The sequence below is a fragment of the Halorussus halobius genome, assembly GCF_004765805.1.
Lineage (GTDB): Archaea > Halobacteriota > Halobacteria > Halobacteriales > Haladaptataceae > Halorussus > Halorussus halobius.
Genome location: NZ_SBIU01000003.1, coordinates 432,064 through 446,726, shown reverse-complemented (window position 1 = coordinate 446,726; position 14,663 = coordinate 432,064). Strand labels below are relative to the sequence as shown.

Genomic DNA, 14,663 nt, shown 5'->3' with positions numbered 1-14,663 from the left:
ATGTTCGGAACCAGTGGAATCAGGGGACGCATCGGCGAGGAAGTGACCTGCGACCTCGCGCTGGCGGTCGGGCGGGCGCTCGCCAGCGAGGGCTACGACCGCGTGGTCGTGGGCCGGGACGCCCGCGAGAGCGGCCGCGCGCTCGCGGACGCGGCGGCGGCGGGCCTCCGGGAGTGTGGCGCGGACGCGCTCCGACTCGGCGAGGCCGCCACGCCCACGGTGGCCCGGAGCGTCGGCTGGCGCGACGCCGACGCCGGGCTGGTGGTGACCGCGAGCCACAACCCGCCCCGCGACAACGGACTGAAGCTGTGGAACCCCTCGGGGCAGGCCTTCGACGAGGCCCAGCGCGAGGCGGTCGCGGCCCGCGTGCGCGCCGACGACTACGCGCTCGCCGACTGGGACGCGCTGGGCGAGCAAACCCAGTGGGACGGCGCACCGGCCCGCCACGTCGACGCGCTCGCCGACGCGGCCGCGGACGGCGACTGCTCGATAGTCGTCGACGTGGGCAACGGCGTCGGGCAGGTCACGGCGGCCGCGCTCCGGCGACTCGGCCACGACGTGGTGACGCTGAACGCCACGCCCGACGGGGCGTTCCCCGCGCGCCCGAGCGAGCCGACCGCCGAGAACTGCGCGGGGCTGGTCGAGTTCACCGCGGCGTCGGACGCCGACCTCGGCGTCGCGCACGACGGCGACGCCGACCGGATGCGGGCGGTGACCGCCGACGGCGAGTTCGTGTCGGGCGACGTGCTGCTCGCGCTGTTCGCCCGCGAGGCCGCCACGCCGGGCGACGAGGTGGCGGTGCCGGTCGACACCAGCCTGGCGGTCGCGGACGCGCTCGAATCCCGGGGCGTCTCGGTCGTGCGAACTCGCGTGGGCGACGTGTACGTGGCCGAGCGGGCGGGCGAGTCGGGCGTGGCGTTCGGCGGCGAGCCCAGCGGCGCGTGGATATGGCCCGCGGAGACGCTGTGTCCCGACGGCCCGCTGGCGGCGTGTCGGCTGGCCTCGCTGGTCGCCAACCGGCGGCCGCTGGGCCGACTCGTCGACGAGATCGAGACGTACCCGCTCCGGCGCGGGAGCGTCCGAACCGACGAGAAGGCGGCGGTGATGGACCGCGTCCGCGAGCGCGTCCGCGCGGCGTACGACGAGGTGGACGCGCTCGACGGCGTCCGCGCCGAGACCGACGACGGCTGGTTCCTCGTGCGCGCGAGCGGGACCCAGCCGCTGGTCCGGGTCACGGCGGAGGCCCGGAGCCGGACCCGGGTCGACGACCTGTTCGAGAACGCCAGGCGGCTGGTCGAGGACGAGGCGTAGCGGGGTTCGGCTTTCGGCTCCTCGGTGTCCGAACGCGCGTCGCCGACCGGTCGCTTTGGCGTACGTCGGCGTTCGTTCACTCCGGCGCGGACGTAGCTACCGCCCCGGTGTCGGTCGCGCTCGTCTCGAAACCGTCCGAGCTACCGTCGACCGCGAAAGGCGATACGAAGGACTCGGACCCACGCGAATCCCCTAGAGTCGGTCGACCACGTCGCAGACCGAGTCGGCCTCGGCCACGATGAACGCCTCCTCGCGGAGCCGCTGCTCGTCCTCGGGCAGGAACATCAGGTGGCCCCGGTCGTCCTTCCGGGCGCGGACGACCTCCCAGTCGGCGATGTCGTAGCCCAGGTCCGTCGGGTCGGGGTCGCGTGCGACGTCCCGCCAGCGCTCGCGGCCGGCCTCGACGTTATTCGTCGCCATCGCCGTCCTCCCGGCTCGACTCGTTCCCGAGTTCGGCGTCGGCTCCGCGTCGGCGTCGGTCGCGCTCGGACGGGCCAGTCGGCGGCCTCGCCCCGGCCGCGGTCGCCGCGGCCGCACCCGCCAGCCGGAGGTGCGACCGACGTTCGAGGAGGGACTGTTCGGAACCGCTCTCGCGTGCCGTCTCGTCGCGTGCCATGCGTGTTCAACGGTCCATTACTGGTTCAAAAACCTTCCGACTCCTACTCAATGTAGATTATAGAATTTAAGTACTAATCTCGGTCGCGCTCTCGCGCGGAAACCGCGTCCGTTCGCTATCAAGGCTCCAAGCGCACGATTTGGTGACGGACGTCGTCGGGTTCCTTCCCGGCGGCTCGCGCGCAACGGTGTGAAATGGTTCTCGGACCGATAGTTGTGGTGGAGGGGTCGACGCGAGCCGAGCGCCGGTGGCGTTCGAGGCCACGGGCGAGGAGGGCAGCGTCAGCGTCGGGACCGGACGGGGCTCGCGGCGGTCTCGGAGCGGTCGCCGCGACTGCTCCGTGAGGGCCGTGTCTCGTCAGCGGGAGTCGAATCGTGGTCGGCGGCGTCCGCCGACTCACTCGCACCTGCCACTGCGACCGCAACCGCTGTCGCGCCGGCCAGCCGGAGGTACGCCCGGCGGTCGAGCAGCGGTTCGGGGTCGGGTTCGCGCGCCGTCTCGTCGCGTGCCATGCGACTTCAATGCCACACTATCTATTCTTAAAGGTTCCGACTCGGATTCAATTCAAATCCTCAATTTAAAAGTAATGGCCGCCGGCGCAACGGTCGGAACGACGCCCCGAAAGGAGTCCTTTCCACCGCACATCGGCCCCGTAATCGCCCGTTTCCCGGGTAGGTCGCGTTTGGGGTCCGACAGCCGACGAATAACAAAGGGTCGACCCACGCTTTGGGGATACGATGGCCGATTCCCCGCAAGCGAACGTGGAGACGCTGCTGATCGGCATCGACGCCGGATGCCGGTCGGTCCTCGACCCGCTCGTCGAGGCGGGCGCGGTGCCGAACCTCGCGTCGGTGTTCGAGGCCGGCGCAGTCGGACGACTGGAGTCCCAGATTCCGCCGTGGACGCCGAGCGCGTGGCCCTCGCTGTACACCGGGACGAACCCGGGCAAGCACGGCGTGTACGGCTTCCTGACGTTCGAGGGCTACGACTGGGACGTGGTGAACGCGACCCACGTCCGCGAACCGTCGCTCTGGGAGCTGCTCGACGGTCGCGGCCGGTCGAGCGTCGTGGTCAACGCGCCCGTGACGAGCCCGCCCGCCGAGATCGACGGCGCGGTCGTGCCGGGCTACACCGCGCCCGAGGACCCCACCTGTCATCCCGAGGGACTGCTCGAAGACGTCCGGGAGGCGGTCGGCGACTACCGGGTGTACGCGCCCCGCGAGGTCGACGACGAGGAGCGAGCGGTCGAGTGGTACCGCCGGCTGGTGGCAATGCGCGGCGAGGCGTTCCGGTATCTGGTCGAGCGGTTCGACCCCGACTTCGGCTTCGTCCAGTTCCAGCAGACCGACACCGTGTTCCACGAGTTCCCGGGCGACGACGACACGGTCCGGGCCGTCTACGAGGCGGTCGACGAGCAGGTGGGCGAGATTCTGTCGACCTGCGACCCCGACACCGTCGTCGTCGCCAGCGACCACGGGATGGGCGAGTACACGGGCTACGAGTTCCGCCCGAACGAGCTCCTCCGGCGGCGCGGGCTGGTCGAGACGACGACCGACGGCGAGGGGATGCCCACCTGGACGACCATCGCCGACGACCGGCTTCGGGCGGGCGAGGACGGCGAGCGCGCGGCCGGGGGCGGGACCGACCGCCCGCCGGCCGAGCGAGCGCTCGACGCGCTGGCGTCGGTGGGACTCACCGCACAGCGAATCGAGGCCGCGCTCGACTCGGTCGGGCTCGCCGAGTTCGTCGCCGAACGCGTCCCCGCCGACCTCGCCCGCGCGGCCGCCGAGCAGGTCGACTTCCCGGCCTCGCGGGCCTACGTCCGCGACCGCATCGAGCTCGGCGTCCGGGTGAACCTCGCGGGCCGCGAGCCCGAGGGCACCGTCGACCCCGACGAGTACGAGGCGGTCCGCGACGAACTCGTCGACCTGCTGTCGGCGGTCGAGACGCCCGACGGAGAGCCGGTGTTCGAGCGCGTGGTCAGACGCGAGGCGGTCTTCTCCGGGCCCCACGTCGAGGCCGCGCCGGACGTGCTCACGGTGCCACGGGAGTACGACGAGTTCCTCTCGGCGCGGGTCGGCGGCGGGACGTTCGGCCCGCCAAGCGAACCCTACAACCACAAGCGCGACGGCGTGGTGGCGATTGCGGGCGCGGACGTCGACCCCGACGCCGGCCTCGCCGGAGCCCATCTGTTCGACGTCGCGCCCACGGTGCTGGCGACGCTCGGCTGCCCGGCCAGCGACCGGATGGACGGCTCGGTCCTGTCACCGGTCGAGCCGGCCGGCACTGAATCGTACCCCGCGTTCGACGCGGGCGAACGGGCCTCGACCGACGACGGCGACGTCGAGGCCCGGCTCGCGGACCTTGGCTACCTCGAATAGCGGACCTCCACAGCATGAGCGTCACCATCTTGGACAACGACGGCATCACGGTCGGACGCGCGTCCGACTTCGACCACCACGACTGGAACGACCTCGTCGACCGGTCGCCGGGCACCAACGCCTTCCACTACCGGGAATCGCTGGCGGTGCAGGCCGACCACGCCGACGCGGAGTATCACGCGCTGGTCGGCTACAAGGGCCACGAACCCGTCGGCCTGCTTCCGATCTTCGAGAAGCGGGCCGGCGGGATGGCGACGGCGTTCTCGCCCGCGCCGGGGCTGGGCGTCCCCTACCTCGGGCCGGCGCTGCTCAACCACGGGAAACTCAAGCGCCGCAAGCGCGAGCGCCGGACCAAGCGGTTCGTCCACGGCTGTCTCGACTGGCTCGACCGCGAACTCGACCCCAAGTACGTCCACGTCCGGTCGGACCCGCGGTTCCGCGACGTCCGGCCGTTCGAGTGGCGCGAGTTCGACGTCGACGTGCGCCACACCTACAGCGTCGACCTGACGCCCGACGAGGACGACCTGCTGGGCTCGTTCTCCAGCGACGCCCGCAACAACGTCCGGACCGACGGCGACTACCGGGTGTACGAGGGCGGCCCCGACGAGATCGAGACGGTCATCGCGCAGGTGCGGGCCCGCCACGACGAGCAGGACGAGCGCTACGGCGTGACCCCCGAGTTCGTGGTCGACCTCCACGAGCGACTGCCCGAGGGGGCGTTGCGGCCCTACGCCTGCGAAATCGACGGCGAGGTCGCGGGCGGCATGATAGTCGCGGAACGCGGCGACGCGGTCTACCGCTGGCAGGGCGGCGCGAAGCACGACCGCGACCTCCCGGTCAACGACCTCGTGGACTGGGCGGTCATGACCGACGCCAAAGCGCGCGGCGTCGAGCGCTACGACCTCGTCGGGGCCAACACCGAGCGCCTCTGCGGCTACAAGGCCAAGTTCGGGCCGGAGCTGCAAACTTACTACTCGCTGGAGAAGGGCACTCGGGTCACGAACGCGCTGTCGAGCGTCTACAAGCGGCTCCGATAGCTCACCGCCGGTCGTCGGAATTTTCGCGCCAGCCCAATCGTTCGCGAGTGCGATGGGACCGTCGGTCGCGACGGGAGCGGCGATATCGGTTGCAGCGCGGATGCGGTGCAGCGCGGGTGCGGTTGCAGCGCGGATGCGGTTCTCCCCGGCTCAAGCAGTAGCTCGCTCGAACTCCTCGCGAGGGATTCCCCCACGGACTTTTCAGGACGGAGTACCCGCACCGAACGACGATGCAGCGAGAAGCTAGCTTCTGCCGAGACCTATGAGACGACCGCGACCGCACCCGCGACTGCATCCGCATCCGCGACCGCATCCGCATCCGCATCCGCATCCGCGACCGCATCCGTACAGCGAGAGCCTCACACCTCGCCAGCCGCCTGCGTTGCTCGGTCGCTTCGCTCCACTGCGCTACTCGTCCCTCGCGCGCTTTGGCGCGGCGCACGAGCGCGCCGCGCCGTGGGAGACAAGCTCCCACGAGCCTCGTCTCGCTTCGCTCGACGAGACGCCAGCGCGCGCCACGCTGAAGGTGTCGCCGAGGTGGAACGATTCGTCGAGTTCTCGGAGCTGCCCGATGTGGACTCGAACCCGGCGTTCAGCACGACTCGTCCGTGCGCACGTCCTCGGTCTCCACGGTCGCGTCCTCGCTGGTGATGGCCTCGCCGGTCACGTCGATGGCGGCGTTCCGGATGGTCACGCCCTCGGCCGCCGTGACCGCGACGCCGTCGCGCGAGCCCTCCTGGTGGTCGATGCAGAGGTCCTCGAACAGGCAGCCGTCGCGCCGGGTCGCCATCACCGCGACGCCGTCGCCGGCCGACCCCTCGATGCTGAGGCCCCGGCAGTCGACCTGCCAGTTCTCGGGGAGGCTGTCCATGCTCGGGATGGTCTGGCCCTCCATGCTGTCGACCGGGTCGCGGACGTTGATGGCCGGCGCGGTCACGTCGGTCCGGACGCGGGTGTTCTCGACCGTGACCGCGCCGAACTGCTTGCCGACCACGATGCCCCCGGAGCTGTAGGTGCCCGTGAGGTCGGTGATGGCGACGTCGCAGTTCTCGATGCGGACCGCCGCGCCCTCCTCGGCCCAGATGCCGCGCATGTTGGGCTTGTTCTCGCCGTTGCGCGGCTCGTCCACGCGGACGGTCACGCCCCGCACCAGCGCGCCGCTCTTGCCCCCGCCGACCCGGACCTGCTCGATGCCGTTGTTGGCGTAGTAGCCGCCGATGACCCGGAGCGGCCCGGAGTGGTAGGCGGCGTACAGCCCCTCCCACCAGTGTTCGACGTGGCAGTCCCGGAACGTCAACCGGCCGACGCTCGCGGGGAACACGTAGATGGCGTGGCCGTCCGTCGAGCCGTCGGGCAGCCTGACGTTCTCGAATTCGAGGTCGGTGTCCTCGGTCAGCGCCTCGATCTCGAACGCGATGCGGGGCGCGCGCCGGTGGCCCCGGACCGCCACGTCGCGGACGACGTTCGTCCCGCCCGACACCGCCAGCCGGACCGTGGGCGCGACCCCCTCCGCGCGGTTGTCGATGGTGACGCCCTCGAACCGGAAGTCCTCGAGCTCGCCGAACGTGAGCCAGTAGCTCCGGTGGCCGTCGGGCGGGACGAACGTCGCGTCCGTTCCGACCACGCCGACGTTCCGGCGGTCCGCGAGCCGCCAGTCGTCGAGCAGGTACCGTCCCGGCGGGAAGTACAGCAGCGTGTCGTCGCCAGCGTGCTCGTCGAGGACGGGGTTCACGGGTTCGTCGCCCGACGCGTCCGCGCCCACGTCAGCGACGTTCACGACCTCGTCGTAGCCCTCGGTGTCGACGGGGACGGTCGTCTCGAGCCCGGCGTCGGTCGACGCCGCAGTCGGCCGCGCGGTGGACTCGTCGGTCGTTCCCGCCGGCGCTCGGGTCCTCGTTCCGGGCTCGCGCTCGTTACAGCCCGCCAGCAGTCCGGCGGCCGCGGCCACACCGGCCGCCCGGAGATACGCGCGCCTGCTCGACGGCCCGTCGTCGCTCGTCATGTGCGTGTGTGGGGGGCTTCCGGACATTGTTATGAACGGCCTGCGTCGCGGCGGTTCGCGTTCAGTCGGACGCTACGACCCGCTCGTCGCGAGGGCGACGCGTCTCGGGCGCTACGACGTCTCCTCGCCGGCCCCGGGCCCGACGATTCGCGACCACACCGCACGGAGCGGCGGCGTCCCGTCGAGCAGCCACACGACCAGCACCGACGCCAGCAGGCCGACCTCGATCGCGAGGTACGCGCCGAGGTCGCCGCTGGCCAGTTCGGCCCCGTAGCGGCCGACCAGCGTCCGGACCGCCTCGAGCAGTCCCGTCCCGGTCGCGGCGTCGCTCGCGGGGACCAGCGGCCACAGCAGTATGGTCGGCGCGAGGTCGCCGCCCGTCAGCCACGGGTAGACGACGTCGCCGGGCAGGTGGCTCAGGTAGCCGAATCCGAACGCCACGCCGACCTGCGCGCGTCCGAGCCGGTACGCCACCGCGACGGCCAACAGCGTCAGCGGCACCGCCGCGAACGCGGAGTGGCCGAGCGAGTAGCCCGACGGCAGCACGCCCGGGCCCCACGCCAGGGGCTTGTCCACCAGATCGGGAAACTGGGTGCCGACCGCGAGCGCGACCACGGCGGCGTCGCCCGGCGCGCGCCGCCCGAGGAGGTGGACCGCGAGCGAGTAGCCCAGATACCCCACCGCGAGGTGTTCCCACGGCCACATGGTCAGCCGCGACCCTCCGCAGTCGCGGGGTCGGACGCCGCGACGGTCATCGGTTCGAGCCCTCCACGGTCACTCCACCACGTCCACCCAGACGTGGACGCGTCGGTAGGCCTCGCTCGCGTCGGGGTCCTCGGGCGCTCGTCCCTCGTACACCAGGTAGGTCAGCCGCAGCCCCTCGCCGGTCATGGTCGGGGTCACCTCGTGGGTCGTCCGCCAGGTCTCGCCAGCGTCGACGGTCGGCGTGAACGTCGCGAGCCGCTGGTCCTCGACGACCCTCGGGCTCCCGTCGTCGGCCTGCCGGACGCGCTGGAGTTCGGCCACCACCGAGTAGTCGGTGGGCTCGCCCTCGTGGTTCGTCACCTCCACGACGAGGGGTTCGCTCGCCCCGCGCTCGAACGTTCGGGGATAGTCCTCCGCGACCAGTTCGCCGGTCGCGTCGCGGGTAAGCAGAGAGACGTCGGTGTGGGACTCGCCGGGCGCGGGCGCGGCGACCGCGTAGCCCATCGCCGCGACCGAGAGGACGACGGCGACCGCCAGCCCCACCGTGAGCGCCGAGTCGAGCGCGGACCCGCGCCGGAGGCTCCGGCGGAGTCGACCCACCCACGCCCGGACCGGGAGCGAGAACCGTCCGTCCGGCGGGCGGCGGAGCCGGCGGACCCCGCCGACGGCCGAGCACCCGACCGCGATGGCGCTCACCGAGAGCAGGACCGGCCACGGGTCGATGGACCACGGCGAGAGCGCGAGCGCGACGCCGAGGACGGGCAGCAGCGCGAGGCTGACGCCGAACCCCAGGGCCGCGCGCTCGACGACAGAGAGCCCGTGCTGGTGGACCGCGGTCGGCGTCCGTGGAGCGACACCGCCCCGGCCGGCCGGGGCGGCGAGCGCGTCGGACGCTCGGGCGTCGGCGTCGTCCGGGGTCGCGCCGGGAAACAGCGCCGAGACGAGCGCGTACCCCGGCGCGAAGAACAGAAGCGGCAGGCCGAGCGCGACCGCCAGCGGGGTGGCGTACACGCTGGGCTGGAACAGGAGCGCGCTCGCGACCACGGCGTAGCCCGTGACCGCCAGCAGGTCGACCGGGAGTCCCGGGCGACCGAGGCGGTCGCGAAGCGTCTCGTCGGCGGCTTCGAGGCTCACGGCTCGGCCTCCCGGGCGACTCGACCCGCGCACAGGTCGGTTGGACGGCTCATTACCCTCGCTATCGGGGGATTGGTACTTTGTTATCTCCCGGCTGTCGGTCCTCAATCCGGGATTACTCGGACCCGTCGGACGGTCGGCCCCGCGGGCGCTCCGCCCGCACTCCGGCGTGCCGACTCCGCGTTCCGGACTCGCGGAACCGGACGCGGTGCCGTCAGGACCGGCTTACGAGGCCGTCAGCGCGCACATAACAAAGGGTCGAACGCGAACACATGTAGAGTAACGTTCGCTCCGGCGTCCGCAGTCGGAGTGAAACGGGCCTAACCGCCGAATAACCTCGAACAACGGACCGATACCATGCTCCGGAACGACAGCACCGCGACTTCCGACGGGGGTACCGACGCGTGAGACGAACTGCGATGGCCGTCCTGCTGGCGCTGCTCGCCGTCGCGGCTCCGGCCGCGACCGGCGTGGCGCTCGCGGACGGAGCCGACGACGGCGACGCGCGCCCGGTGGCCGTGAACGCGAGCGCGGCGATGGACTCCGTCGCCGACGGGAACGCGACCGACGACGAGACCGCGCCGCCCGACCGGTGGTCGACCACCGTGGGCGGCGGCGACGACGACAAGCTGGCGACCGGCGTTCGCGTCGACGGCGGCTACCTCGTCGTGGGCTGGTCGAACAGTTCCACCGACGGCGACGCCCACGACGGCTACGTCGCCAAACTCGACCGGACCGGCGAAACCGAATGGGAGCGCACGTACGGCGGCTCGGGCACCGACCGGCTCTACGACGTCGAGCAGGTGGAGGACGGCTTCCTGCTTGCCGGGATGGCGACCGACGGCGTCACCGGCTCGTGGAACGGCTGGCTGCTGAAGATCGGTCCGGACGGCGTCCAGCAGTGGGACCGGACCTATGGCGACGACCCCGGCGCGTTCTGGTCGCTCGACGGGGACGGCGAGCAGGTGTACGTCGGCGGCTGGATGGAGGACCGCTCGACTACCGAAGCCTGGGCGATGGAACTCGACGCCGACGGCGACCCGGTCTGGTCCGAGACCTACGAGACGTCGTACGCGGGCGCGGACGAGTACGCCAATTCCGTGTTCGCGACCGGCGGCGACCTCCTCGTGACCGGGTCGGTCGTGGGAACCACGGCCGACCCCTCGGACGCGTGGGCGTTCGAGGTCGGCGACGGCGGCGACCGCCAGTGGGGGGAGATATACGGCGGCGGCAAGTACGACCGCGTCCACGACGCCGCGGCGGCCGACGACGGCGGCTACGTGCTCGCCGGTCGGACCGCCAGCCAGGGCTCGGGCGGCGAGGACGGCTGGCTGGTGAAGATAGACGGGGAGGGCGACCGCCAGTGGGACCGAACGTACGGCCAGTCGATGGACGACGCGTTCTTCGGCGTCCACGCCGACCCGGACGGGGGCTACGTCGTCTCGGGGGCCAAGCACATGCGCGGCGAGGACGGCGGGGACGGCTGGGTCGTGCGGACCGACGACGAGGGTCACGGCCAGTGGCAGACGACCCGCGGCGAGAGCTACTGGGACAAGTTCTGGCCGGTGATCGAGGGCCACGGCGGCGGCTACCTCGCCGTCGGCGAGTCGACCAGCTTCGGCGACGACCGCGACGGCTGGGTCGTCCGGCTCGGTGGCCCAGCAGTCGCGGCCATCGAGGACGCCGACGCCAACGAGTCGGGCACGCGGGTCGCGTTCGAGGACTCGCGGGTCCGGTCGGTCACGCTGTCGGAGTCGACGAACGCATCGAACGCCTCGGGCGTGCTCGCGGTGTCCGAGCCGGCGAACCTCTCGGCGCTCTCGCCGCCCGGCGACCCCGTCTACGCGGTGACCGTGACCGACCCCGACGGCGCGGTCGAGGACGGTGCCACGGTCGAGCCGACGGTCGAGACCGACGAGGTCGACGGCGAAGTCTCGGACCTGCGGGTCGCCGAGCGGACCGACGGGAACTGGTCGGTGCTGGCGACCGAGGTCGTCGCCGAGGAGAACGGCACGGTGGCGCTCTCGGCGAACGCCTCGGCCGACGCGACGCTGGCGGTGACGGTCGTCCCCGCGCCGACCGCCGCCATCGACGCCAGCGAGGCCGTGACCGTCGGCGAGCCGGTCGAACTGTCGGCGGCCGGGTCGACCGCCGGGAACGGCACGCTGGCCGCCTACGAGTGGGCGGTCGGCGAGCGGACGGCCTCGGGGCCGACCGCCAGCGTCTCGTTCGACAGCCCGGGCGAGCGCGAGGTCGAGTTGACCGTCACCGACGAGAACGGGCTCGAAGACGACGCGACCGCGACGGTCGTGGTGAACGACCGACCCGAAGTCGACCTCGACGCGCCCGACGAGTTGACGGTCGGGTCGGCCGGGGACTTCTCGGTCGACGTGGCCGACGAAGTGGGCGAGACGACCGTGACGTGGCAGTTCGGCGACGGCGCGGTGACCGGCGAGTCGGTCGAACACGGCTTCGGGTCGGCCGGCGCGCGGAACGTGACGGTGGTCGTCGAGGACGAGTACGGCGCGACCGCGACCGAGGAGGTGACGGTCGCGGTCCGCGAGCCGGAGACCGACGAGACGACGGACGCGGTCGAGACGACGACCGGCGTGGACGCCGAGACCGCCATGCCCGGCTTCGGAGTCGCGATCGCCCTCGGTGCCCTGCTGGTGAGCGCGCTCCTCGTGCGCGCTCGTCGGTAACGCGCCCCCGTCGCGGCCGGTGGCGAGCGACGCCCTCGCGCCCGGCGTAACTTCCCGTTACGAACCGTTTCATCGCGGTACGCGGGGCGTAACGCTACGTTACGAGCGGGAAGATGACGTATACTAAAGGGGGTCTCGACGCTATGGTCTCGTGCGAACCAAGGTGATCCCCCTGAGTTGGAGCATCCCCACCGACGACGTCGAGGAATCGTTCGAGGACGGAGAGGTCATGTTCGCGGTCGACGACGGCGGCGACGACCGCACGACCGTCATCGCGGACGTGTCCAACGACGAGGCGTACCTCGCGATGCCGTACGACGAGTCGCACACCCTCTCGCAGTGGCGGTAGCGACGCGACCCCTTCTCGGTCGATTCGACGTTCTACGTCCAATCGTACGGTCGCCGTAGCGTGCGGTCTCTCACCGGTCGAGACAGTAGTCAGCGCGTTCCGCGCTCGTCAGCCGGCGTTCGTAGCGTCGTCCGCCGATGCTCGCGGCGTCGTCCGTCGATACCGAACTCGACCCGTCGATACCCGTGTCTCGGTCCGTGAGCGCTCGCGTCCGTCCGGACGTGGCCCGAACCAGAAACGCATTTCCGGGTCGGGCGGCTATCCGGCGAGCAATGAACCTCACGCTCACGCTGCTCGCGCTGCTGACCGGATTCCTCACGGGCGCGCTGTTCACCTTCCTCGGGATTCCGATGCCCGCGCCGCCCGAACTGCCCGGCGTGGTGGGCATCGTCGGCATCTACCTCGGCTACAGGGTCGTGGAGTACTTCGAGGTCGGCGTCGACCTGCTCTCGACGCTCGGACTGGCGGGATAGCGGACGGGCAGAAGAAATCGGTTACCGATTGATTCGACGGTGCGACGAACCAGTCAGTAACTGCGCTCTTTCGGCTCGTAGGTCTTGTTCTCGCCGTCGAGGATGACCGGCTTGTACCAGAGTTCGGGCGAGCCGTCGTTCCACGACAGCATCGTGTGCTTGAGCCACTCGTCGTCCTTGCGCTCCTGGTGTTCCTGTCGCCAGTGTGCGCCCCGGAACTCGTCGCGGGCCAGCGCGCCGAGCGTGATGGCCTCCGCGAGGTCGACGAGGTTGCGGGTCTCGATAGTGTGGATGAGGTCGGTGTTGAACGTCCGCGAGGGGTCGTCGACGTACACGTCCTGATACCGCTCGCGGACCGCCTGGATGTCTTCGAGGGCCTGTTCGAGGCCGTCCTCGTTGCGGAACACGTTGACGTTCTCGGTCATCGACTCCTGGAGGTCGGCCCGGAGTTCGGCGTGCTGGACGCCGGTGTCTTTGTCCAGCAGGCGCTCGATGCGAGCGCGCTCGCGCTCGACCGCGCCCCGGACCGTCTCGTCGGGGTCGACCACGGCGGCCCCGCCGTCGGACCGGGGGTCCGACGAGGAGCGCGACTCGTCGGTTGGCTCACCGCCGTCGGCCACGGCGTCCTCGTCGCCGGCCTCGACCGCACCCGGTTCGACCGGGGTTTCGAGGTCGTCTTCGGGTTCGGTGTCGGCGGTCCGCCCGGTCGTGATTTCGGGCTCGCCCATGTCCGCGCCGGCGGCGTGACGGCCCGCGCGCGCGCCGAACACGATGAGTTCGGGCAGGGCGTTGCCGCCCAGGCGATTCGAGCCGTGGACCGACACGCAGGCACACTCGCCCGCCGCGTAGAGGCCGTCGATTCGGGTGTGGCCGTTCTCGTCGGTCTCGATGCCGCCCATCTCGTAGTGCTGGCCGGGCTTGACCGGCATCGGTTCTTCGAGGCCGTCGACGCCCTCGAAGTCCCGCGCGAGGTGGAGGATGTTCTCCAGTCGGTCGGTGATGCGCTCCTCGCCGAGGTGGCGCATGTCGAGGTAGACGTACTCGTCCTCGACGCCGCGTCCCGCGTTGACCTCGGTGAGTTCGGCCCGCGAGACCACGTCCCGAGAGGCGAGTTCGCCGTCGTTGTTGGCGTAGCCGTACTCGAACATGAACCGCTCGCCCTCGGCGTTGTAGAGGATGCCGCCCTCGCCCCGCACGCCCTCCGAAATCAGAACGCCCGTCGAGGGCAGGGTCGTGGGGTGGAACTGGACGAACTCCATGTCCTCGAGCGGGACGCCCGCCCGGTAGGCCATGGCGGCACCGTCGCCGGTGTTGGCGACCGCGTTGGTGGTGTGGTCGTACACCTGCCCGAGGCCGCCCGTGGCGAGGACGACCCCGTTCCGAGCCTTGAAGCCCTCGATTTCGCCGGTCTTGATGTCGTAGGCCACCACGCCGTGACACTCCCGGTCGCTGGGGTCGTCGTGGTCGGTGACCGCCAGGTCCGAGACGTACCACTCGTCGTACACCTGGATGCCCCGCTTGACCACCTGCTCGTACATCGTGTGGAGCATGTGGTGGCCGGTCTCCGCACCGGCGTAGGTCGTCCGGGCAAACGAGAGGCCGCCGAACGGGCGCTGGGACACCCGACCGTCGTCCTCGCGGGAGAAGGGCATCCCCCAGTGTTCGAGCTGGACGGTCTCCTCGGGGCTGTCTTGGGCCAGCGTCTCGATGGCGGGGGCGTCGCCGAGGTAGTCCGACCCCTTCATCGTGTCGTAGGCGTGGAGTTCCCAGTCGTCGCCCTCGCGGAGCGCCGCGTTGATGCCGCCCTCGGCCGCGCCGGTGTGACTCCGGACCGGGTGGAGCTTCGTCACGATGGCTACGTCGGCACCTTCCTCGTCGGCCGCGATGGCCGCCCGGAGTCCGGCACCGCCGCCGCCGATTACCAGAACGTCGTGTTCGTGCATATTGTCTCAC

At 71.2% G+C, this 14,663-nt stretch carries 13 protein-coding genes; 6 read left to right on the top strand and 7 right to left on the bottom strand.

All coding sequences use genetic code 11. The features are described from left to right. Window positions 1-1,311: a phosphoglucosamine mutase gene (gene glmM / locus EPL03_RS09010; RefSeq protein WP_135829007.1), complete on the top strand. Its 1,311-nt coding sequence runs from the start codon at window positions 1-3 to the stop codon at window positions 1,309-1,311. 192 nt (window positions 1,312-1,503) lie between these two features. Here glmM and EPL03_RS09005 read toward each other — a convergent pair whose 3' ends face one another. The 3 genes from EPL03_RS09005 to EPL03_RS08995 form a co-directional block, all read right to left on the bottom strand. Beyond that, window positions 1,504-1,731, bottom strand: coding sequence for a hypothetical protein (locus tag EPL03_RS09005; RefSeq protein WP_135829006.1), 228 nt, complete (start codon window positions 1,729-1,731; stop codon window positions 1,504-1,506). Beyond that, entirely contained in the window at window positions 1,718-1,927 is a 210-nt protein-coding gene (locus EPL03_RS09000) for a hypothetical protein (RefSeq protein ID WP_135829005.1), read from the bottom strand. Before EPL03_RS09000 ends, EPL03_RS09005 begins: the two co-directional genes overlap by 14 nt. Before the next feature lie 281 nt (window positions 1,928-2,208). Beyond that, window positions 2,209-2,439: a hypothetical protein gene (locus tag EPL03_RS08995; protein WP_135829004.1), complete on the bottom strand. Its 231-nt coding sequence runs from the start codon at window positions 2,437-2,439 to the stop codon at window positions 2,209-2,211. Between the two features lie 225 nt (window positions 2,440-2,664). Here EPL03_RS08995 and EPL03_RS08990 point away from each other — a divergent pair, with 225 nt between their 5' ends. After that, window positions 2,665-4,308, top strand: coding sequence for an alkaline phosphatase family protein (locus EPL03_RS08990; RefSeq protein ID WP_135829003.1), 1,644 nt, complete (start codon window positions 2,665-2,667; stop codon window positions 4,306-4,308). A gap of 14 nt (window positions 4,309-4,322) precedes the next feature. Beyond that, window positions 4,323-5,345, top strand: a complete 1,023-nt coding sequence (locus EPL03_RS08985) for a lipid II:glycine glycyltransferase FemX (RefSeq protein WP_135829002.1) — start codon at window positions 4,323-4,325, stop codon at window positions 5,343-5,345. 592 nt (window positions 5,346-5,937) lie between these two features. Here the strand turns inward: EPL03_RS08985 and EPL03_RS08980 are convergent. The 3 genes from EPL03_RS08980 to EPL03_RS08970 all read right to left on the bottom strand — a co-directional run bounded on the left by EPL03_RS08980 (window position 5,938) and on the right by EPL03_RS08970 (window position 9,186). Beyond that, entirely contained in the window at window positions 5,938-7,347 is a 1,410-nt protein-coding gene (locus tag EPL03_RS08980) for a hypothetical protein (RefSeq protein ID WP_135829001.1), read from the bottom strand. 111 nt (window positions 7,348-7,458) lie between these two features. Beyond that, window positions 7,459-8,052, bottom strand: a complete 594-nt coding sequence (locus tag EPL03_RS08975) for a metal-dependent hydrolase (RefSeq protein WP_135829000.1) — start codon at window positions 8,050-8,052, stop codon at window positions 7,459-7,461. 69 nt (window positions 8,053-8,121) lie between these two features. Continuing rightward, entirely contained in the window at window positions 8,122-9,186 is a 1,065-nt protein-coding gene (locus EPL03_RS08970; RefSeq protein ID WP_210424946.1) for a DUF1616 domain-containing protein, read from the bottom strand. 404 nt (window positions 9,187-9,590) lie between these two features. Between EPL03_RS08970 and EPL03_RS08965 the strand changes: the two genes are divergently transcribed. From EPL03_RS08965 to EPL03_RS08955, 3 genes are all read left to right on the top strand, one after another. Further along, a complete protein-coding gene (locus EPL03_RS08965) occupies window positions 9,591-11,888 on the top strand; it encodes a PKD domain-containing protein (protein WP_135828999.1) in 2,298 nt (765 codons plus the stop codon). A 151-nt stretch (window positions 11,889-12,039) separates the two neighbouring features. Then, complete coding sequence (locus EPL03_RS08960) at window positions 12,040-12,237, top strand: DUF7556 family protein (protein WP_135828998.1); 198 nt, start codon at window positions 12,040-12,042, stop codon at window positions 12,235-12,237. Window positions 12,238-12,509: 272 nt separating this feature from the next. Beyond that, on the top strand, window positions 12,510-12,710 hold the full coding sequence (locus tag EPL03_RS08955) for a XapX domain-containing protein (RefSeq protein ID WP_135828997.1): 201 nt from the start codon (window positions 12,510-12,512) through the stop codon (window positions 12,708-12,710). 53 nt (window positions 12,711-12,763) lie between these two features. Here the strand turns inward: EPL03_RS08955 and EPL03_RS08950 are convergent, their stop codons facing one another. After that, entirely contained in the window at window positions 12,764-14,653 is a 1,890-nt protein-coding gene (locus tag EPL03_RS08950) for an FAD-binding protein (RefSeq protein WP_135828996.1), read from the bottom strand. Between the last annotated feature and the right edge of the window lie 10 nt (window positions 14,654-14,663).